The 20,948-nt window shown below is 30.0% G+C and carries 15 protein-coding genes; 10 read left to right on the forward strand and 5 right to left on the reverse strand.

Going from position 1 to position 20,948, the window contains the following annotated elements; translation table 11 throughout:
• Nucleotides 1–118: 118 nt before the first annotated feature.
• Complete coding sequence (locus tag BD821_RS03345; protein WP_104409312.1) at nucleotides 119–745, forward strand: K(+)-transporting ATPase subunit C; 627 nt, start codon at nucleotides 119–121, stop codon at nucleotides 743–745.
• Nucleotides 746–812: 67 nt separating this feature from the next.
• Here BD821_RS03345 and BD821_RS03350 read toward each other — a convergent pair whose 3' ends face one another.
• Nucleotides 813–1,946: a sensor protein KdpD gene (locus BD821_RS03350; RefSeq protein ID WP_104409313.1), complete on the reverse strand. Its 1,134-nt coding sequence runs from the start codon at nucleotides 1,944–1,946 to the stop codon at nucleotides 813–815.
• Between the two features lie 293 nt (nucleotides 1,947–2,239).
• On the opposite strand from BD821_RS03350, the gene BD821_RS03355 reads away from it, so the two are divergent.
• Nucleotides 2,240–3,511 (forward strand): M14 family metallopeptidase, encoded by a 1,272-nt coding sequence (locus BD821_RS03355; protein ID WP_104409314.1) that lies wholly within the window; start codon nucleotides 2,240–2,242, stop codon nucleotides 3,509–3,511.
• 150 nt (nucleotides 3,512–3,661) lie between these two features.
• On the opposite strand, the gene BD821_RS03360 is transcribed toward BD821_RS03355, so the two are convergent.
• Complete coding sequence (locus tag BD821_RS03360; RefSeq protein ID WP_104409315.1) at nucleotides 3,662–4,546, reverse strand: putative RNA methyltransferase; 885 nt, start codon at nucleotides 4,544–4,546, stop codon at nucleotides 3,662–3,664.
• A 266-nt stretch (nucleotides 4,547–4,812) separates the two neighbouring features.
• The gene (locus tag BD821_RS03365; RefSeq protein ID WP_104409316.1) at nucleotides 4,813–6,402 is read right to left on the reverse strand and encodes an ABC-F family ATP-binding cassette domain-containing protein; all 1,590 of its coding nucleotides are present in this window, start codon (nucleotides 6,400–6,402) and stop codon (nucleotides 4,813–4,815) included.
• Nucleotides 6,403–6,676: 274 nt separating this feature from the next.
• Between BD821_RS03365 and BD821_RS03370 the strand changes: the two genes are divergently transcribed.
• The 5 genes from BD821_RS03370 (at nucleotide 6,677) to BD821_RS03390 (ending at nucleotide 13,161) form a co-directional block, all read left to right on the forward strand.
• Nucleotides 6,677–7,561 carry a DegV family protein gene (locus BD821_RS03370; protein WP_104409317.1) on the forward strand — a complete coding sequence of 295 codons (885 nt, stop codon included), beginning with the start codon at nucleotides 6,677–6,679 and terminating at the stop codon, nucleotides 7,559–7,561.
• Between the two features lie 188 nt (nucleotides 7,562–7,749).
• The gene (locus BD821_RS03375; protein WP_104409318.1) at nucleotides 7,750–9,306 is read left to right on the forward strand and encodes an ABC-F family ATP-binding cassette domain-containing protein; all 1,557 of its coding nucleotides are present in this window, start codon (nucleotides 7,750–7,752) and stop codon (nucleotides 9,304–9,306) included.
• Nucleotides 9,307–9,493: 187 nt separating this feature from the next.
• The gene (locus BD821_RS03380) at nucleotides 9,494–10,939 is read left to right on the forward strand and encodes a DEAD/DEAH box helicase (protein WP_104409319.1); all 1,446 of its coding nucleotides are present in this window, start codon (nucleotides 9,494–9,496) and stop codon (nucleotides 10,937–10,939) included.
• Nucleotides 10,940–11,130: 191 nt separating this feature from the next.
• Complete coding sequence (locus BD821_RS03385) at nucleotides 11,131–12,519, forward strand: aspartate ammonia-lyase (protein WP_104409320.1); 1,389 nt, start codon at nucleotides 11,131–11,133, stop codon at nucleotides 12,517–12,519.
• 186 nt (nucleotides 12,520–12,705) lie between these two features.
• Nucleotides 12,706–13,161 (forward strand): hypothetical protein, encoded by a 456-nt coding sequence (locus BD821_RS03390; protein WP_104409321.1) that lies wholly within the window; start codon nucleotides 12,706–12,708, stop codon nucleotides 13,159–13,161.
• Between the two features lie 328 nt (nucleotides 13,162–13,489).
• Here BD821_RS03390 and BD821_RS03395 read toward each other — a convergent pair whose 3' ends face one another.
• A complete protein-coding gene (locus BD821_RS03395) occupies nucleotides 13,490–14,329 on the reverse strand; it encodes a CvfB family protein (RefSeq protein ID WP_104409322.1) in 840 nt (279 codons plus the stop codon).
• 641 nt (nucleotides 14,330–14,970) lie between these two features.
• Here BD821_RS03395 and BD821_RS03400 point away from each other — a divergent pair.
• From BD821_RS03400 to BD821_RS03410, 3 genes are all read left to right on the forward strand, one after another.
• A complete protein-coding gene (locus BD821_RS03400; RefSeq protein WP_104409323.1) occupies nucleotides 14,971–17,160 on the forward strand; it encodes a DNA topoisomerase III in 2,190 nt (729 codons plus the stop codon).
• 389 nt (nucleotides 17,161–17,549) lie between these two features.
• Complete coding sequence (locus tag BD821_RS03405; RefSeq protein ID WP_341456778.1) at nucleotides 17,550–18,836, forward strand: glycoside hydrolase family 18 protein; 1,287 nt, start codon at nucleotides 17,550–17,552, stop codon at nucleotides 18,834–18,836.
• A 330-nt stretch (nucleotides 18,837–19,166) separates the two neighbouring features.
• Nucleotides 19,167–19,970, forward strand: coding sequence for an HAD family hydrolase (locus tag BD821_RS03410; RefSeq protein ID WP_104409325.1), 804 nt, complete (start codon nucleotides 19,167–19,169; stop codon nucleotides 19,968–19,970).
• A gap of 82 nt (nucleotides 19,971–20,052) precedes the next feature.
• On the opposite strand, the gene BD821_RS03415 is transcribed toward BD821_RS03410, so the two are convergent.
• The gene (locus BD821_RS03415; protein ID WP_104409326.1) at nucleotides 20,053–20,880 is read right to left on the reverse strand and encodes an endo alpha-1,4 polygalactosaminidase; all 828 of its coding nucleotides are present in this window, start codon (nucleotides 20,878–20,880) and stop codon (nucleotides 20,053–20,055) included.
• Between the last annotated feature and the right edge of the window lie 68 nt (nucleotides 20,881–20,948).

Here is a 20,948-nt window from a genome sequence, read left to right on the forward strand (position 1 = left end):
AGAGGGGGTCATTGTTTTTTTAGGTTTAAAATAGAACAAACCCTTGCAATAGCAAGGATTGAAATAAATAAAACAACGATAGTGTTAACACTATCAAAATTGATCAGGAGGTATCTATATGAAAATTTTAAAACAAAGTTTAATTATAAGTATAGTGATGCTTATATTATGTGGCTTAATATTCCCTCTCTTTATGACAGGAGTAAGTCAAATAGTTTTTAATAAAAAAGCTAACGGAAGTATCATAGAGGTTAATGGGAAAAAGATAGGTTCGGAGTTTATAGGACAAAGCTTTACAGATGAAAGATTCTTTAAAGGTAGGGTTTCAGGAATAAATTATAACACCTATAGCACAGAAGATACCATACCAAATAAAGATGGAGAGATAGGATATTTAGGTGTAGCATCAGGATCACAAAATTTGGGACCTTCAAGTGAAATTCTAAAAGATAGAGTAAAAAAAGATATGGATGAATTTTTGATGGATAATCCAACTGTAAAAAAAGAAAATATACCAACAGATTTATTAACAAGCAGTGGATCTGGATTAGATCCTAATATAAGTATAAAATCAGCAAGGATTCAAGTAGACTCTATTTCCAAAAGTACTGGTATTAGCAAAGATGACTTAAATGAAATCATAGATAAATCAGTACAAGGAAAAAGTCTTGGAGTATTTGGAGAAAAGAGAGTAAATGTACTAAAATTGAATCTTGAAGTTGCAGAAAAACTTGGATTAATATAAAAATTTAAAGAGGTAGTTCAAATATTTGGACTACCTCTTTAAATTTAACTAATATTATAATGAACTTTTAATTTGGAATTACATGAACTTCAATATCATTTGTATATTTCAAAATTTTATATACAGTAGATCCTCTAAGCATAGTTTGAAGGGTAGAACGATTACTATTACCTATTATTATTTGTGTTATATGCCTTTCAAAAGCAAAATTTATAAGTTCTCTTGAAATACTTTTGCCTTTAAGTGTAAATACTTCGGCACCTAGCTGCCTTGCTAAGGCTCTATTATTATTTAGATTCTCTTCGTCTTTAGGGTTAGATTTAGCATAAAATATGCTAGTACAAATAACATCAACTACAAGCCATTCACACTTATACCTTTTGGCAATTCTAGCACCCCTTCGTATAAGTTTTTTCGAAGAATCGCTAGAACTTATACAAATCATGACTCTTTCAGCTGTATGCCAATTTTCCCTGATTTCATGCTCTTTCATATATTCGGCTAAGTCTTCATCTACTTCTTCTGCAACCTGCCTTAGTGCTATTTCTCTTAAGGCATTTAAATTGCCTTTTCTAAAGAAGTTTTTTAGAGCTCTATCTATTTCAGTTTTATATATATCTCCTCTTTTCAATCTATTTTGCAGAGCATCGGGGGTTACATCTATTACTACAACTTCATCGGCATGCTCTACAACAGAGTCTGGTATTGTTTCTCTAACCTTTATCCCAGTTATCTGTCTTATTACATCATTTAAACTTTCTAAGTGTTGAATGTTTACAGTAGTTACTACATCTATACCTTCACTTAGCATTTCTTCAACATCTTCAAAGCGTTTTTTGTTTTTAGAGCCAGGTACATTAGTATGGGCTAATTCGTCTACTAAAACTGCATCAGGCTTAAGCTTTATTATGGTTTCAGTGTCCATCTCCTCTAAGATTCTACCGTTATATTCGATCTTTTTTTTAGCAATGATTTTTAAACCACCTATTTGTTCTTTAGTATCTATTCTTCCATGAGTTTCAATGCAGCCAGCTACTACATCTTCTTGTCTAAAAAGTCTTCTATTAGCCTCGTTTAGCATAGAATAAGTCTTCCCAACTCCAGGGGCATAACCTAAGAAAATTTTAAGAGATCCTCTTTTTCCGCTGTTTGCCTTTTCAAGAGCCTCCTCAGGGCTAAGTCTTTTAAATTTAGAACTCATATTTTAACACCTCTACTTAGGTTCATTTTATCCCATGGCTACCATCCGTAACACCCCTGTCTTTTTCAAGGTGGGGGATGAGGGCTGCTATGCCACTAGATAAGTCTTCTAAGACTTTGATGGAGAGATGTATTCTTTATAAGCAAACTCCACCTCAGTCTAAGAATCACTTGATATATTAATAATACAATAAATACAAGTAATAATCATTCTAATTATTAAAAGATTTTAGTATAAATAAAATATATATTAATTTAAATTAACTTATATAAATAATAATTAGGGGGGGTATTGTGGAGGTTTTAAAAACAGGATCTAAGGGATCTGACGTAATGAAAATACAAGCTGTTTTAAAAAAGATAGGTTATACTACAGGATCCTTGGATGGAATATTTGGAAATGATACGAAAAATGCAGTTATAGGGTTTCAACAAAACAATGGTTTAACAGCAGATGGGATTATAGGAGAAGAAACGTGCAAAATACTAAATAAGTTTTTACTAGGATATGAAGATTATATTTTAAGGCCAGGAGACAATATATATGATATAGCAAGAACGCATTACACTACTATGAATAAAATAGTCACAGCAAATCCAAAGATAGATGTAAATAATTTAACTATAGGTGAAAGCATAGTAGTGCCATTTGGCATAGATGTAGTAGATACAAATATAGATTATACTTATGAAATTATGGAAAGGGATATGGTAGGATTAAAAGCCAGGTACCCTTTTATTGAAAGAGGAATTTTAGGAAAGAGTGTACTTGAAAAAAACCTATATTATATTAAGCTTGGAAATGGTCCAAATGAAGTGTTTTATAATGCAGCGCATCATTCTCTAGAGTGGATTACATCAACCCTTCTTATGAAATTTATTGAGGACTTTTCAAAGGCTTACTCTGAGGATGGGATTATAAATGGGTATAGGATAAAGGATATATTTAATAAAAGCACCATTTATATAGTTCCTATGGTAAATCCAGATGGAGTTGATTTAGTTATTGATGGATTAAAGAGAGATAATCCCTATTATTCAAGGCTTATTCAATGGAATAAAGGAAGTAGTGACTTTTCTAAAGACTGGCAGGCTAATATTAGAGGGGTGGATTTGAATCATAATTATGATGCTTCTTGGGCTTTGTCTAAGCAAGCAGAGGTAGTCTATGGAATTTATGGTCCAGGTCCCACTAGGTACTCAGGACCCTATCCAGAATCAGAACCAGAAACTAAGTCTTTAGCAGACTTTACAAGAGCACATAATTTTAGGCTGGTAATAGCATATCATACACAAGGAGAGGTAATATACTGGAAATATCTAAATATAATACCTAATGACTCAAGAAAGATTGCTGAGATATTTTCAAAAGCTAGTGGATATATATTATCAGAAACTACGGGAATAGTTTCTTATGCAGGATATAAAGATTGGTTTATAGAAAGGTTTGTAAGGCCTGGCTATACTATAGAAGTTGGAAAGGGGAAGAATCCATTACCTATATCACAGTTTGATAAAATATATAGAGATAATATAGAAGTTCTTCTTTTAGGAGCAATTGTTTAGAGATATATATGAGGTATAAAATAATCAATTAATAAGCAAATAAGATTTGTTATATAGAGTTTTCTAATAGATTTAAGCATTTTTATGAATTAAGGTGTAGAATAGGTAACATTAAATTATTAAATAAAGAAAAAATAAAATCCAAGGATTTTATTTTTTCTTTCCTATTAGTATTAATAAGTCTACAGTTATTTTTTCTATATTAAGACTTAAAGCTTCTTTAATTTTATTATCAGTTATATTCCAAGAAAGAGGAGTCATTTTTATAAGGTGTTTAAAAAGCGATGCATCTAAATAAGCAGTATAATTTACTTTTTCTGTAGCCACTATATTAAAATTATTAGAAAAATGATTTATGACTCTTTCATTTGAATATTTCTCTTTATCGGTATTATTATACAAAATACTTCTAAGTTCTAACAGGTAATCACTTCCAGGTATAACTTTTATAAGAAACCCAGAAGAACTTAAAAGCCTATTAAATTCTGAGTAATTAGAAGGGGAAAGTATGCTAAGAATTATATCAAAAGAATTATCTCTAAAGGGCATTTTTGATAGATCAGCTACGCTCCATATAGCATCTTGATACTCTCTTGAAGCTATATGAATTCCTTCTTTAGATATATCTATACCTATACCTTTAAAATTAGACTTTGAACTAACATTTGTATTAGATAAGATGTCTTTTAAATGTGATCCCTCTCCACATCCAGCATCTAACATTTGTATATTCTTTTTATTAAAAGGCGCCATGGTTTTAATGATTAAATCACTAACAGATTTAGTCATTGGATGGAAAAATCCACTTTTACACAATGTATTTCTAGATTCTAACATTTCTTTACCATATTCACTTTTTACTGAATGAGGTAATAAATTTATATAACCATTTTTAGACAAGTCAAAACAATGTTTTTTTTTGCAAATTAAACTATTAGACTCAAAAGAAACGTTCATAGGACTTTGACATAGGGGACAAGAAAATACATATTCACTTTTTTTTATTAAACTTTTTGCTAAATCAAATTTTTTCACTTTATTCTCCTTAATTTTAACTACTCCTATGCGAGATTATTCGACCTCTTAGGTAGTGAGATGAATAGCATAGTATTGTGAATAGTTCCACACTACTTACATTTGTATAATTATTATAACATTTACTAATTTAAAACGGAATATAATTAGTAGTAACTATAACCTTTTTAATAGGAAAAGCCTTTCAATAAGCTTATTGAAAGGCTTTTCTGTGCTTATAGGTTATTTTAAAATAGATAAGTATAATTAAAATTTATTTCAAGATACTAACTATTTTTATACTCTAAGAATTCATCATAACTCATCTTTTTATCTATGATGCCGTTATCTGTAATTTCAATAATTCTATTAGCTATAGTTTGTGTAAACTGATGATCATGGGAAGCGAAAAGTATATTTCCCTTAAAATCAATTAAACCATTATTTAGAGCAGTGATTGATTCTAAGTCAAGATGATTTGTAGGCTCATCTAAAATAAGAAGATTACCACTACTAAGCATCATTTTTGAAAGCATACATCTTACTTTTTCTCCACCAGATAATACATTTACTTGTTTTAATGGCTCTTCACCAGAGAAAAGCATTCTACCTAAAAATCCTCTTAAGTAGCTTTCAGCCTTATCATCAGAAAATTGTCTTAACCAATCTACAAGATTAAGTTCTACATCATTAAAGTATTCTGAGTTATCACTTGGAAAGTAAGCTTTAGTTATAGTTACACCCCACTTAAATTCACCACTATCAGGTTCCATTTCTCCATTTAAAATTTTAAATAGAGTAGTTTTAGCTATATCATTTGGTCCTGTAAAAGCTATTTTATCATCTTTTGAAACTATAAAATTAACCTTATCTAAAACTTTTACTCCATTTATAGTTTTGCTTAAGTCTTTAACCATAAGTATATCATTACCAGGTTCTCTCTCTGCTTTAAAACCAACAAAAGGATATCTTCTGGAAGATGGTTCTATTTCATCAAAAGTAATCTTTTCTAATGATTTTTTACGGGAAGTTGCTTGCTTAGACTTTGAAGCATTAGCGCTAAAACGTGTAATAAATTCTTGAAGTTCTTTAACCTTTTGTTCTTTTTTCTTATTTTGATCTTTGGACATTTGAAGCAACAATTGACTAGATTCATACCAAAAGTCGTAGTTTCCAGCAAAAAGTTTTATCTTTCCAAAGTCAACGTCAGCCATATGAGTACATACCTTATTTAAAAAGTATCTATCATGGGATACTACAATTACAGTACCATCAAAGTTTATCAAAAACTCTTCTAACCATTTAATAGATGTTGCATCTAAGTTATTAGTAGGCTCATCTAAGATTAGAACGCCAGGCTTTCCAAAAAGTGCTTGAGCAAGAAGAACTTTAACCTTTTCTCCACCTGAAAGTTCAGATACGTTTTTGTCATGTAAATCTGTTGAAACACCCAGTCCTTGTAATATAGAGGATGCATCTGATTCAGCTTCCCATCCATCTAATTCGGCAAATTCGCCTTCAAGTTCTGAAGCTTTTATACCATCGGCATCAGTAAAGTCGGTCTTTGCATAAATTTCATCTTTTTCTTTCATTATAGAGTAAAGTCTAGCATTACCCATAATTACAGTTTCAAGCACATTATAATTATCATAATGATAGTGGTCCTGTTTTAAAACAGACATTCTAACACCAGGTGCAATAGTTACATCTCCAGTGTTTGCTTCAATTTCTCCTGAAAGTACTTTTAAAAAGGTACTTTTCCCAGCTCCGTTTGCACCTATAACACCATAACAGTTTCCAGGAACAAATTTAATGTTTACATCTTCAAATAGTTTTTTATCACCATATCTTAAACTTAAATTAGTTACATTTATCACTTAATTTACCATCCTTTTAATTAAATATTCGTATTCAGTCTCACTGCGAAATTATAACATAAATATATATTTCTTGCACCCTTATATTGTAGTTATTTTAATTTTAAATATTAAATGAACTGTAAATGTATATAAGAAAGATACGCATACTAACTTTGGCACATAAATTTTAATGGTAATAACTTTAAATTGGCACTGTAGATTTATGTTGAATTTTGACGAAGGTTATGATAGCATTACGCTATTATATTGAGTAAAAGAGGGGAAATATTTAATGAAAGATTTTGAAATATTTACTGACTCATGTTGTGATTTACCTATAGAGTATATTGAAGAAAAGAAAATTAAATTTGCAAGACTTACTTGTAGTTATGATGATAAACAATATTTTGATGATTTAGGACAAGATTTATCTCCAAAGCAGTTTTTTAAAGATCTTAGGAATGGATCTGTTCCTCTTACATCACAACCCAGTGCAGATGAGTTTTATAACAAATTTAAAAGCATTATAGATGAAGATAAAGATATTTTATATATTTGTGTTTCTACAGGATTAAGTGGAACTGAAAATAGTGCAACTGTAGCTAAAAATATGATTTTAGAGGAATATCCAAATTCAAATATAGCAATTGTAAATGTTCTAACGGCTTCGCTTGGACAAGGTATTATGGTTATGAAAGCTGTTGAAATGAAGGCAGATGGAAGTTCATTTGAAGAAATAATAAATTATATTGAAACAAGGAAACAAAATATGAATTCTTATATGACTGTAGATGATTTGCGTCACTTAAGAAGAGGTGGGAGATTATCTTCCGCAGCTGCAGTACTTGGAATAATGCTCCATATTAAGCCTATACTTACTATAAATGGTGAAGGTAAGGTTATGCCTATTATAAAAGTAAAGGGTAGAAAAAGTTCTATTAAGAAGTTAGTTGAAATTATAGTAGAGAGAATAGAAGATCCAGAAAATCAAATAATAGCTATATCCCACGGGGATTGCATTGATGAGGCCTTAGCTCTTAAAGAAGGTATACTTAAAGAATTAAAGGTAAAAGATATAGTAATTAACTTTACAGGCCCTGCAGTAGGAACACATGGGGGCCCTGGAAATCTTGCATTGTTCTTCATGGGCAAGGAAAGACAAAATCATATTATATAAAAGTTATAAATTACACTTCTAAAATTTCTTTCACTGTGATAAAATTATTTTGGCTTAGCATAAGAAATTTGAAAGAATAATGGTCTAGGTGTAGAATGACTAGTAAACTTGAAAAGTTTTTTAGAATTTAATAAAATAAATTATTTTGCTAAGATTTTTGAATAAATTTGTTAGGTAGGAGAAATTAGATGAGTATATTAACAGTTAAAGACGTTAGTCATGGTTTTGGAGATAGAGTGATATTTGAAGATATTTCCTTTAGGTTATTAAAAGGGGAGCATATAGGACTTGTAGGTGCAAATGGAGAAGGTAAATCTACATTTATGAACATAATAACAGGAAAACTTGCCCCAGATGAAGGTAATGTGGAGTGGTCAAATAGAGTAAGAGTTGGATACATGGATCAACATGTATATTTAGAAAAAGATAGAACAATAAGAGATATTTTAAGGGATGCTTTTAAGTATTTATTTGACTTAGAAGAGGAAATGCTTAAGATAACAGATAAAATGGCAGAAGCATCTCCAGAGGAACTTGAAAAATTACTAGAAGATATGGGGAATGTTCAGGATATATTAGATAATAGTGGATTTTATCTTATAGATTCAAAGGTAGAAGAAATAGCAGCTGGACTTGGACTTAAGGATGTAGGACTTGATAAAGATGTAACGGAGCTTAGTGGTGGTCAAAGAACCAAAGTATTACTTGCAAAGTTACTTTTAGAAAAGCCTGATATATTGCTATTAGATGAGCCTACCAACTATTTAGATGAGCAACATATAGAATGGTTAAAAAGGTATCTATTAAATTATGAAAATGCATTTATACTTATATCCCATGATATTCCTTTTTTAAATAGTGTTGTAAATATTATTTATCATATGGAACATAGAAAGTTAACTAGATATGTAGGGGATTATAATGAATTTCAAAGGATATATGAAGTAAACAAACATCAATTAAAGGCAGCTTTTGAAAAGCAAAAGAAAGAAATCGAAAAATTAGAAGACTTTGTTTCTCGGAATAAAGCAAGAGCATCCACAGCAGGCCTTGCTCGTTCTAAGCAAAAAAGGTTAGAAAAGATAGATAAAATTGAACTTCCACCAGAAAAAGTAGATCCACAATTTAATTTTAAGCAAGCTAGAGCTTCGGGAAAGCTTATTTTTGAAACAAAGGATTTAGTTTTAGGCTATGATACTCCACTTTCTAAAGCGGTTAATATAAAGATGGAAAGAGGCCAAAAAATAGCACTTATAGGAGCTAATGGACTTGGGAAAACCACTTTATTAAAAACTCTTATGGGACTTCAAAAATCTTACGAGGGAGAAGTAGAAGTTGGAGACTATCAGTATGTAGGCTACTTTGAGCAAGAGATGAAAGGAAAATTAGATAATACTTGCATAGAAGAGATATGGAAGGAGTTTCCTGGATACACTCAATATCAAGTTAGGGCATCCTTAGCTAAATGTGGACTTACAACAAAACATATAGAGAGTAAGGTTATGGTATTAAGTGGGGGAGAGCAAGCTAAGGTAAGACTCTGTAAGATATTAAACAGAGAAAGCAATATACTTATATTAGACGAACCAACAAATCACTTAGACCCAGTAGCAAAAGAAGAACTTAAAAGAGCACTTAAAGAGTACAAAGGAAGCATACTACTTGTATGTCATGAGCCAGAATTTTATGAGGATGTAGTTAATGAAGTATGGAACTGTGAAGAGTGGACAACTAAAATAGTATAATATTTTAGTTTAAGTTAACAATAAGTAAAAGAGTTAGATTAATTCTAACTCTTTTTATATTTATTAAATGCTGACACTCTTAAAACAGTACAATGAATTATTATATAATATATAGGGAAAAATAGATTATTAGATGATTATAGATTATAATGTAAATCTATAAAAGTATGTATGGAGTTGAAGGATTATGGAAAAGATAAAATTCGAAGAGTTAGGTATAAGTGAAGAGGTATTAAAATCCTTAAGTAAATTAGGATTTGAGAACCCTTCTGATGTTCAAAGTATGGTTATTCCTGTTGCTTTGCAGGATAAAGATATAATAGTTAAGGCACAAACTGGAAGTGGGAAAACAGCAGCTTTTGCTATTCCTTTTTGTGAAAAGATAGAATTAGAAGAAAGAAAACCACAGGCTTTAGTTCTTGCACCAACAAGAGAACTAGCACTTCAGGTTAAACAAGACATTACAGATATAGGGAGATTTAAAAGAATAAGAGCTGTTGCTATATTTGGAAAGCAGCCTATGAGTGGGCAAAAGATAGAATTAAAACAAAGAGTTCACGTAATTGTAGGTACACCAGGCAGGACATTTGATCATATTGAAAGAGGTAATATAGATTTAAGCGGTATAAAGTATTTAGTCATAGATGAAGCAGATGAAATGCTTAATATGGGTTTTATAGATCAAGTGGAATCTATAATAAGGCTTTTACCCAAAAAGAGAATAACAATGCTATTTTCTGCAACAATAGAAGATAAAATAGAAAAGTTATGTAATAAGCATATGATAGATCCAGTTAAAATTGAAGTTACGCCTAAAAGTATAACAACAGATGATGTAGAGCAAATTTATTATGAAGTAGAATATAATAAAAAGTCAGATCTTTTAAAGAAAATTATATATACAGAAATGCCTGATAGTTCTATTATATTTTGTAATACAAAAGAAACAGTAAATGGATTAATTCAAAATATGAAAGATCAAGGTCATTCTTGTGATGCTCTTCATGGCGGTATGGAACAAAAGGATAGATTAAGTGCTATGGAAAGATTTAAAAGAGGAGAATTTAGATTTTTAGTTGCTACGGATGTGGCTGCAAGAGGTATAAGTGTTGATGGAATAAGTCATGTAATTAATTATGATGTTCCAAAAGAAAAGGAAAGTTATGTGCATAGAATAGGTAGAACCGGTAGGGCTGGGAATAAGGGTAAGTCAATTACATTTATTACTCCTACTGAATATAAGTATTTAGATATGATTCAAGATTATATAGATTTTAGAATTCCAAGAGGTGAAATTCCTTCAAAAGAAAAAATAGAAGAGGGAAAAAAACTATATGAAGAAAAGATAAAGGTTAAACCTAAATTAAAGGTTAACAAAAATGCACAGCTAAATAAAGAAATCACTAAGATTCATATAAATGCAGGAAAGAAAAAGAAGATAAGGGCTTTAGATATTGTGGGTACTATTATTAGTATTGAAGATATCACTGCGGAAGACATTGGAATTATTGATATTCAAGAGGGGTTCTCTTATGTGGATATACTTCATGGAAAAGGATATTTGGTTTTAGAGGCATTAAAGGATAAAACTATCAAGGGTAAGAGGGTAAGAGTTCAAAGGGCTAGTAAATAGTGATGAATTCATAGATATTTGCAAGACAAGTATCGTAAATGAGAGAAGAATCACTTTAAAATGAAAGAATAATTGCAACTAAACTTGAAAATGTATAACAAAAAGGATATAATGAAAAGGATGAAAGTTTTCATTCGTTTTTATCAATATAAATGGTGTGAAAAAATTTAATTCATCTGGGGGTAAGTTTAATGGATTTTAGAATAGAAAGTGATTCTATAGGATCAAGGAATGTGCCTAAGGAAGCATATTATGGGGTACAAAGCTTAAGAGCTAAAGAAAACTTTAAAATAACAGGACTTATGTTAAATGAAGAGTTTATAAAGGGTCTTGCTGAAACTAAAAAAGCAGCAGCTTTGGTTAATGGATCAATAGGTCTTTTAGATGAAAAGATTGAAAAGGCATTGGTGAAAGCCTGTGATGAAATAATAGATGGAAAGCTACATGATCAGTTTATAGTAGATCCAATTCAAGGAGGAGCTGGAACCTCTGCTAATATGAACATTAATGAAGTAATTTCAAATAGAGCTATAGAAATTTTAGGTGGAGAAAAGGGTGATTACAAAATAGTGCATCCAAATGACCATGCAAACATGGGTCAATCCACTAATGATATAATTCCAACAGCAGGTAAACTAGCTATGTTGAGACTTATAGACAAGGCATCAAATCAATTAAATAAATTATATGAAGCTTTGGTAGAAAAGTCTAAAGAATTTGATGATGTTATAAAAATGGGAAGGACTCAAATGCAAGATGCGGTACCTATTAGACTTGGGCAAGAATTTAATGCATATAGTTCTTTGGTGAAAAGAAATATATCAAGAATTAATAATGTTAAAGAGCACTTAAAAGTTATTAATATGGGTGGAACTGCTATTGGTACTGGAATAAATGCAGATAAAAGGTACTTTTCAAAAATAGTTCCTAAATTAAGCGAAGTAACAAAAATAGATCTTGTTCAAGCAGAAGATTTAGTAGATGCAACACAAAATTTAGATATATTTGTTGAAGTATCCTCAGTAATTAAAACTTGTGCTGTAGGGCTTTCTAAAATGTCTAATGACTTAAGACTTATGTCCTCAGGTCCAAGAACAGGATTTGGAGAAATAAATCTTCCGTCAAAGCAAAATGGTTCATCTATAATGCCAGGAAAAGTTAATCCTGTAATACCAGAAGTTATGAATCAAGTAGCTTTTAATATAATAGGAAATGATGTAACTATAACTATGGCAGCAGAAGCAGGTCAATTAGAACTTAATGCTTTTGAACCTGTTATATTTTATAACTTATTTCAATCCATAGAAACATTAACAAGTGGAGTAGATACCTTTACAGAAAATTGTATAAAGGGAATTACTGCAAATGAAGAAAGATGTAAAGACTTAGTAGAAAACAGTGTAGGTATAATTACAGCAATTTGCCCAAGTGTTGGATACAAGGTAGCTTCAAATGTTGCTAAAACTTCACTTAAAACAGGGGAATCTGTAATAGATATAATACTTAGAGAAGGCATCTTAAAAGAATCAGAACTAGGCAAGATACTTCATCCAAGAACTATGACAGAGCCTGGAATTTAATAAAGATATATTTTAAGTAACCTAATATATATTAGATAAAGATTGTACTTTAATGTGCGATCTTTATTTTTTTGCGTAAAAATATTTTATACTGTAACAATATTCGACATTAATGAATACATTATAGTAGGGGTTAAACCCAAAGCTTAAGGATAGAAAATAATATACTATGAAGAGGTGTTTTGTATGAGTAAAATTTGTAATATGGCAATGCTTGGAGACCAGTGTGACAGCGCAAATATTGATACCAATAGATGTTGTAGATTGTTTATAAGAAAATTCTCATTTTTTGAAGGCGAGGGTGCTGGAAACTGTGGAGAGGATATACTGCCAAGAGCCGGAAATGATATAGGGTTTTCCATAGTTTTTGGAAACTATGGAGAAGTTCCATATAACCCAGGAAATAATCCTACTGTAAGAGATAGATTGGTTGTTCCATCAGGGTTAAGTTTAAGAGTAGAGGATCTTTCTAGAGAGTCAGGATATGAGTTATATAGTCAAGAATTAGGTAGAAATTTAGCTGTAGGTGATGTGCTTACCTCTGGGACTTACAATTTCACAGTAACAAAGGGTGGAAAAAACAACTTTATAATAGAACCTAATTCAGTTGTTGGAATATCTATGTTATTTAGAATACTATAATATAAAACTTAAAGTTTATTTAAGGCCTTTTGATTAGTTTAGATAATAAGTTTATAGATTGTAAATAAGCTGGATTATATAAATAAGATTAAGAAAGGTCATAGTTAGAAAACAAAAGAAATAGTTGTGTAAAAAGGTAGAGATGATAAATTAAGATACATTAAATAATAAAAATGAATATATATCTAATGAAGATGATGTGCATATAATAAACTAATGAAATCTTTAGTGTACAAAGATTGATATAGATTGAAAGATTAAAAAAAGACACTTGAAAAAGGCCACTAAAACATATTTTGTTTTAAGTGGCCTTTTTAATGCTTACTTCTTATTTTAGGGTTGTTCCGTTTATGTCTTGGGTTATTAAAGATTTTTTCATAAGTCCGCCTAAAGCATTTTTGAAATGATTTTTGCTTACGTTAAATTCTTTATAGATCTTTTCTGATGGGGTTTTGTCATTAAAAATCATAAATCCATCATGATTCTTTAAATATTCTAAAATAGTTTGTTGTAGCTCATCTACTTCTAGTTTAGCAATTTTTCTTGGAGTTAAACCAAGCTTTTGGTCTTCATATATCTTTATTACAGTTAAATCAAGTATTTGTCCATGATTTAGCTCAGTAAAATATTCATTTCTTAGTATAACACCATTATATAGATTATCCACAGCTACCATTGCAGAATTATTAGTTTGGAATCCATAAACTGTTGCCTTTACATTATCCCCTACTTTATAAGTGGATTCTGTAGATAGATATCTTTCAACATTTGTAGTTGCAGCTATTCTACCTGTTTTATCTAAATATATATAAAATAGATAGTAGGAGCCATTTTGTAATGGATATAACTTTTCTTTTAGAGGAACAAATATATCCTTTTCTAAACCAAAGTCTACAAAACTTCCTATAGTAGTTGTAGAAACTACCTTAAGATAAGCTAAATCACCTACTTTTGCTAGTGGCTTTTTTAGAGTAGCTATAATTCTATCATCTGAATCACGATATATAAATGCATCTACCTCATCCCCAGAAACTAGTTTTAATCCAAGGGCACTTTTATTTGGTAGTAATATATCCTCAGAAGTATCTCCGGTACCAGCATCTAAATAGAATCCAAAATTAGTATTCCTTGATACTTTTAATTGGTTAAATTCGCCTATTTTAATCAAAATTATTACCTCACTTTATTATATGTATTATATTTTAATGTTATTTTTAATTTTAACATAATTAATTACATTTGTATTATGAAACTTATAAAGTTTTACAAATAAAAAAAACTACCAATACTCTTAACTTAGCACTGATAGCATTCCATGATATTACTCTTCTAGAGATTCTGCTAGACATTCGTCGATAACGTCTTTTGTGATTATAAATTCTTTATTCATTTAAATACCTCCTATAATTGCTTATAAAAAGATTACAAGATAGACATACTGTTAAGAAAGTAATTAATACAAAATTTCAACAATATTTTTGAATTAGGAATTTTATGAGAAAGTTAAAATGAGGGTCTTAAGACTTGCTTTTTTACTTTTTCTAACTCTAATATTTGAAATAACTTTTATTTTGTAATTGGGTCTTGGAACCAATTTATAAGATATGATTTATCTTAACTTTATTAGTATATATCACTTTTAATATAAAAGCAAGTTATATTTAAAAAATAAACTAATTAAATTATGAAATAAGAATAAGTTATAGGAATTGGAAGCTAATCTACTTTATAAATGGAAATATAAAATAACATGGAAGTGTAATTTATGTTATTATTAATTTATAGAACTATTTTGAGAGGACTGTTAATATGAGTAAAACATTGGTATTAGCCGAGAAGCCTTCAGTTGGAAGGGAACTTGCTAGAGTTTTAAAATGTAATAAAAAAGGTAATGGGTATTTAGAAGGAGAAAAGTATATAGTAACTTGGGCCTTGGGTCATTTAGTTACCCTAGCGGACCCAGAAGTTTATGATGATAAATATAAACAGTGGAAGCTAGACACTTTGCCTATGCTTCCAAAAGAATTAAAGCTAGTAGTTATTAAGCAATCAGGAAAGCAATTTGCAGCCGTAAAGTCACAAATAACAAGAAAAGATGTAAATGAAATTATAATAGCTACTGATGCTGGACGTGAAGGAGAGCTTGTAGCAAGGTGGATAATAGAAAAGGCAAATGTTAAAAAGCCTATGAAAAGACTTTGGATATCTTCACAAACTGATAAAGCTATAATAGAAGGATTTAGAAATTTAAAACCTTCATCTAATTATGATAATTTATATAAGGCAGCGCAGTGTAGGGCTGAAGCTGACTGGGTTGTAGGATTAAATGTTACTAGAGCCCTTACTTGTAAACACAATGCCCAGCTAACAGCTGGAAGAGTTCAATCTGCAACTCTTGCAATGATAGTTAATCGTGAAGAAGAGATAAGAAACTTTAAACCAAAGGATTACTATGTAATTAATGCCAAGGCAAAAGGATTTAATCTTCAGTGGAGAGATAAAAATAACAATACTAGTGTATTTGAAGAAAGTATAGTTAATAAAGTGCTTTCAGCAACTAAGGGTAAAGAAGGAAATATAGTATCTGTTACTGAAACTGCTAAAAAACAATATGCACCTCTTCTTTATGATTTAACAGAGCTTCAAAGAGATGCTAATAGAATTTTTGGGTACTCAGCAAAGCAAACCTTATCTATAATGCAAAGATTATATGAAAACTATAAGGTGTTAACTTATCCTAGAACAGATTCAAGATATGTATCTACAGATATAGTAGCGACCCTTCCGGATCGTTTAAAAGCAATTTCAGTAGGTAGCTATAGAGCACTTGCAACGGAAATATTAAATGGAAAGGTAAATGCCAATAAAAGTTTTGTAGACAATAGCAAGGTAAGTGATCATCATGCTATAATTCCTACAGAAGAAAGAGGAAACATAGCTCTTTTAAGTAGTGAAGAACGTCGTGTTTATGACTTAGTAGTTAAAAGATTCCTATCCGTTATGCTTCCACCTTATGAATATCTACAAACTACTGTAACAGCTGATATTAATGGGGAGACATTTGTAGCAAGGGGTAACGTAATTAAGTCTAAGGGATGGAAAAAGGTATATGATAAAGTTGATGAATTAACAGAAGATGAAGATGAAAAGGACAGCCAAGTGCTTCCAGTAGTTAAAAAAGGGGATAAATTAAACATAACCTTAGTAGAAAGTAGAAAGCTTAAGACAAAGGCGCCGGCAAGATTTAATGAAGGTACACTGCTGTCAGCCATGGAAAAACCACAAAAGTATGTAAGCGTAGATAAGGTTTCAGCAAAAACCTTAGGAGAAACTGGTGGAATTGGAACAGTTGCCACAAGAGCAGACATTATAGAAAAGTTATATAATTCATTTTACATGGAGAAGAGTGGCAAAGAAATAATACCTACATCTAAAGGAAAACAACTTATAGAACTTGTACCGGAAGATTTAAAGTCGCCATTATTAACAGCACAGTGGGAACTTGAATTAGACCTTATAAGTAAAGGTAAAAAGGATCCAAAGGTATTTACAGATAATATGAGAAAATATGCTACAGAGCTAGTTTTAGATGTTAAGGGAAGTAGCGAAAAATTTAAGCATGATAACCTTACAGGGAAAAAGTGTCCTGAATGCGGCAAGTATATGCTTGAAGTAAAGGGTAAGTATGGAATAATGAATGTGTGTCAAGATAGAGCCTGTGGACATAGAGAAAATGTAAGTAAGATTACTAATGCAAGATGTCCTGATTGTAAGAAAAAATTAGAACTAAGAGGTCAAGGGGATGGCCAAATTTATATATGCGCCAATAAAAACTGTAACTTTAGAGAAAAAGCATCTCAATTCAATAAGAGATTTGACAATAAAAATGATAAGGCAAACAAAAAAGAAGTATCAAATATAATGAAACAAATGAAAAAGGAAGCAAATGAGCCTATAAATAATCCATTTGCAGCCCTTGGAGATTTGTTTAAGAAATAAACAAAATAATATAAAACATGCTCATTATTTTAGAACTTATATATTTACAAAAAAATGAATAGTAGAAAATAGCAGATAAGAACTTAGTTTGCAAAGACTTTGAAAAAGAATTCGTATTTACTTAAGGTGAACAAGGATTCTACACAACTATTGATAAATATTATATACAATAGGTTAAGTATAAGTATTTTGTATTGGTAATATTGGAATTAAAGGATTAATATTATAAAGAAAAGAAAAATCCCTAGTAAATTATTAAAAAGCTTCTAACATACCTTAATATATAAAATACCGCATTAGAAAAATCTGGTGCGGTATTTTTATTATAAAAAGAGTCAAACAAGCTTAAGGTGGAATATATTGATTATTGAAGTATTTATAGGAAGTGTGTGTTATTGAAAATTTATGTAGTAATGCCTGGAGATTCATTATGGTCTATAGCAAAAAGATTCCAATCAGATGTAGATAGTATAGCAAAGTATAATGGTCTAAACATACAAGAAAACTTAGTTATAGGTCAAAGTTTGTTAATCCCTTCAAAGGAAATTCAATATAAGGTGGTGGCTGGAGATAGCCTTTGGTCTATTGGAAGAGAATTTGGTGTTTCTGTAGAGAGCATAATAGAATTAAATAATTTAAGTAATGATAATTTAGTGCCAGGTGAAATTCTTAGGATACCAGAAATGGCAAAACTTTATGGAAGTATCCAAGTTAATGGATATATACAACCAACTAATGTTGAAAAAGAAACAAGGATTTTAGATGAATCTATTAATTATTTAACTTATGTTTCACCTTTTAGTTATCATGTAAATGATGATGGTACATTAAAGCCTATAAATGATGAAACTATAATTGAAATAGCCTTAAAAAACCGCGTAGCACCTATGATGTCAGTAACTAATATATCAGGTGATAATTTCGATACATCTTTAGTGGATACAATACTTAATGATGAAAGTCTTCAGCAAAAGCTTATAAACAATATTCTTAATATCCTAAGTGAGAAGTCTTATTATGGGGTTATTATTGATTTTGAGAGAATATCACCTGTTAATAGGGAAAAGTATAATAACTTTTTAAGAAAAATTGTAAGTGCTTTGCATCCTAAATATTTAGTAGCTACAGCTCTGGCACCTAAGACCTTTGATATAACTACAGGGTCTTGGCATGGAGCTCACGATTACAAATCTCATGGAGAAATAGTAGATTTTGTTATTATAATGACCTATGAGTGGGGGTGGTCTGGAGGCGAACCTATGGCCGTAGCACCTATAAATGAAGTGGAAAAGGTAATAAAATATGCAATTTCTGTTATACCAAAAAACAAGATAATGATGGGTATACCTAACTATGGATACGATTGGACATTACCCTATACTCCAGGCGCTGAGTTTGCTAGAGCTATTGGGAATGAAGAAGCTATTGATATAGCTAGAAATAATAGAGCTAATATTAAGTTCGATGAAAAGAGCCAAAGCCCCTTCTTTAATTATTATGACAAAAATGGAAGAGCTCATGTAGTATGGTTTGAAGATGCAAGAAGTATAGAAAGTAAATTAAAATTAGTTAATAAGTATGGTCTAAGAGGAATAAGCTACTGGGTATTATCAAAGCCTTTTACCCAAAACTTTAAGTTGCTTGATAATATGTTTAATATAGAAAAGATTATATAAGGGGTAAAGTTTCATAAGTAAACTCTTTTTATCAGTGGTATGAATGGATAAATAATATATTATAAACGAAAGCCTGCTCTTAAGGAGTAGGCTTTTTACATAAGATTCCCTTACAATTCAAACTAAGGAAGATAATTAGATAATAGTTATTATTAAATCTTATTTTAGGCGAAAATATGGTATACTTTTAATGTGATTATCAAAGGTGAAATTTAATAATCATATTAAAGGTTTTGTGAAGGTAATAAACTCTTATTGCATATACAAAATTTAAACTATTAATATAATAACATAGAAAATTAATATAATGGATTTTTAGAGGAGGAAAATATGATTAAACTTATAGTAACGGATATGGATGGAACATTTTTAGATACTAAGGGTAAGATAAACGAGGAATTTTATGAACTAATTGAGGAATTAAATAAGAGAAATATATATTTTGCTGTAGCTAGTGGGAGAATATATACTACATTAGATGAAGATTTTAAGAGAGTTAAAGATGATATGATTCTTATATGTAACAATGGTGCAGGAATACAGTTTAATCACAATGGAGAAGTTTTGTATGATGGCACATTAAATAAAGATGAAGTTATAGAAATGGCTGAAACTTTGGATGAAGAAGGAATAGAAGTTATAATTTCAGATAGTTATAAAGTCTATGTTAAAGAGCCTTCAAAAGAATTAATAGGTGCAATTAATTACGATGAAGCACCTTCGGTTATACTTAAAGACTTTAAAGATTTAGATGAAAATATACATATACAAAAATTAAGTTATATTCAACATATAGGTATTCAAAAAAGCTTTTCAGAAAAAATTCATGGTAAATACAAAGAAGGTTATCATGTGGCAGTATCAGGAAGTTGCTGGATGGATATTACGAATATAAAAAGCAGTAAAGGAAATGCTGTTGCATTAGTTCAGCAAAAATTGGGCATAACCCATGAGGAAACTTTGGTTTTTGGAGACTACTATAACGACTTAACTATGTTTGATAAGGCTTATTATAGCTATGCTATGAAAAATGCTCCTGATGATGTAAAAAGCCATGCAAGGTTTGTAACTAAATATGAAAATGGAGAAAATGGCGTTATTAGAACTATTAAAGAATTATTAGATATTAAATAAATATAAAGCCCTTTAGTCTATTTAATTATAAGTAGACTAAAGGGCTATTTAGGTATTTATAATTAAACAGACTATTTATACATTAGTCTAAGCTTATTCTAGGGGATACGTACACACTGTAGGAAGTATTTTCATAATAATTGTGTAACTTTTTAGTGAATGATTTACTCTTAGAATATTCTATAATGTAAATATTAATGCCATTATGGCTCATATTATTAAGATATTGAAGCAAAAAATCTGTTTCTTCTTTACTATTTTTAATAGGTTTATTTTTTTCAAAATCATAGCTTGTAAAAACAGATTCTTTATTCATTCCATAAAAAAGTTCTCTTATATCAATATTTAGCCTTAAAGCTTCTTCAACGTAATCATATCCATTGTTTATAATTATAGGCTTATTGTATTTAGAATTTAATTCTTTTAGCATATAGGTAAGGGAATTAAAGGTTGCCTCATTAGCTTTTATGCTATAAACATCCATATTATCAATAAAGAAACCATCAATACCCTTATCTATAAAACTTTTAGATAAATCATTTAAAATAAAGTTTTGAAAAGAGATATTCGTAACGTCTATCCAGCCCTCATCCTCCCAGTTTTCATAACTTTCAATTATAAGATTAGAAAAGTTATCATAATAATCTCTAAACTTTTCTAAAGAGCCAATGTTTAAGTAAGAATATACTTTTACATTATTATCGTGAAGAGTTTTAATTTGCTCTTTACTATAATAACTAGCATCGATTATAATTTCATCATAAGAAAAAAGAGTTTCAATTTTACTTGGAGACAATCCAACAAAGTTACCATAAGAAAAATGGCTAGATTTATTAGTGTTAAATTGAAATGAGGTTAGAATTAATATAAGTGGAAACGTAACTAAGAGCTTTGAAAGCTTGCTAAACATAATTAACCCCCTTTTCAATAATAATAGAATATGTTGTAAGTTTTGTTATTTACTTATTTTCAAATTAT

It is taken from the genome of Clostridium algidicarnis DSM 15099 (assembly GCF_002934235.1).
Lineage (GTDB): Bacteria > Bacillota > Clostridia > Clostridiales > Clostridiaceae > Clostridium_L > Clostridium_L algidicarnis.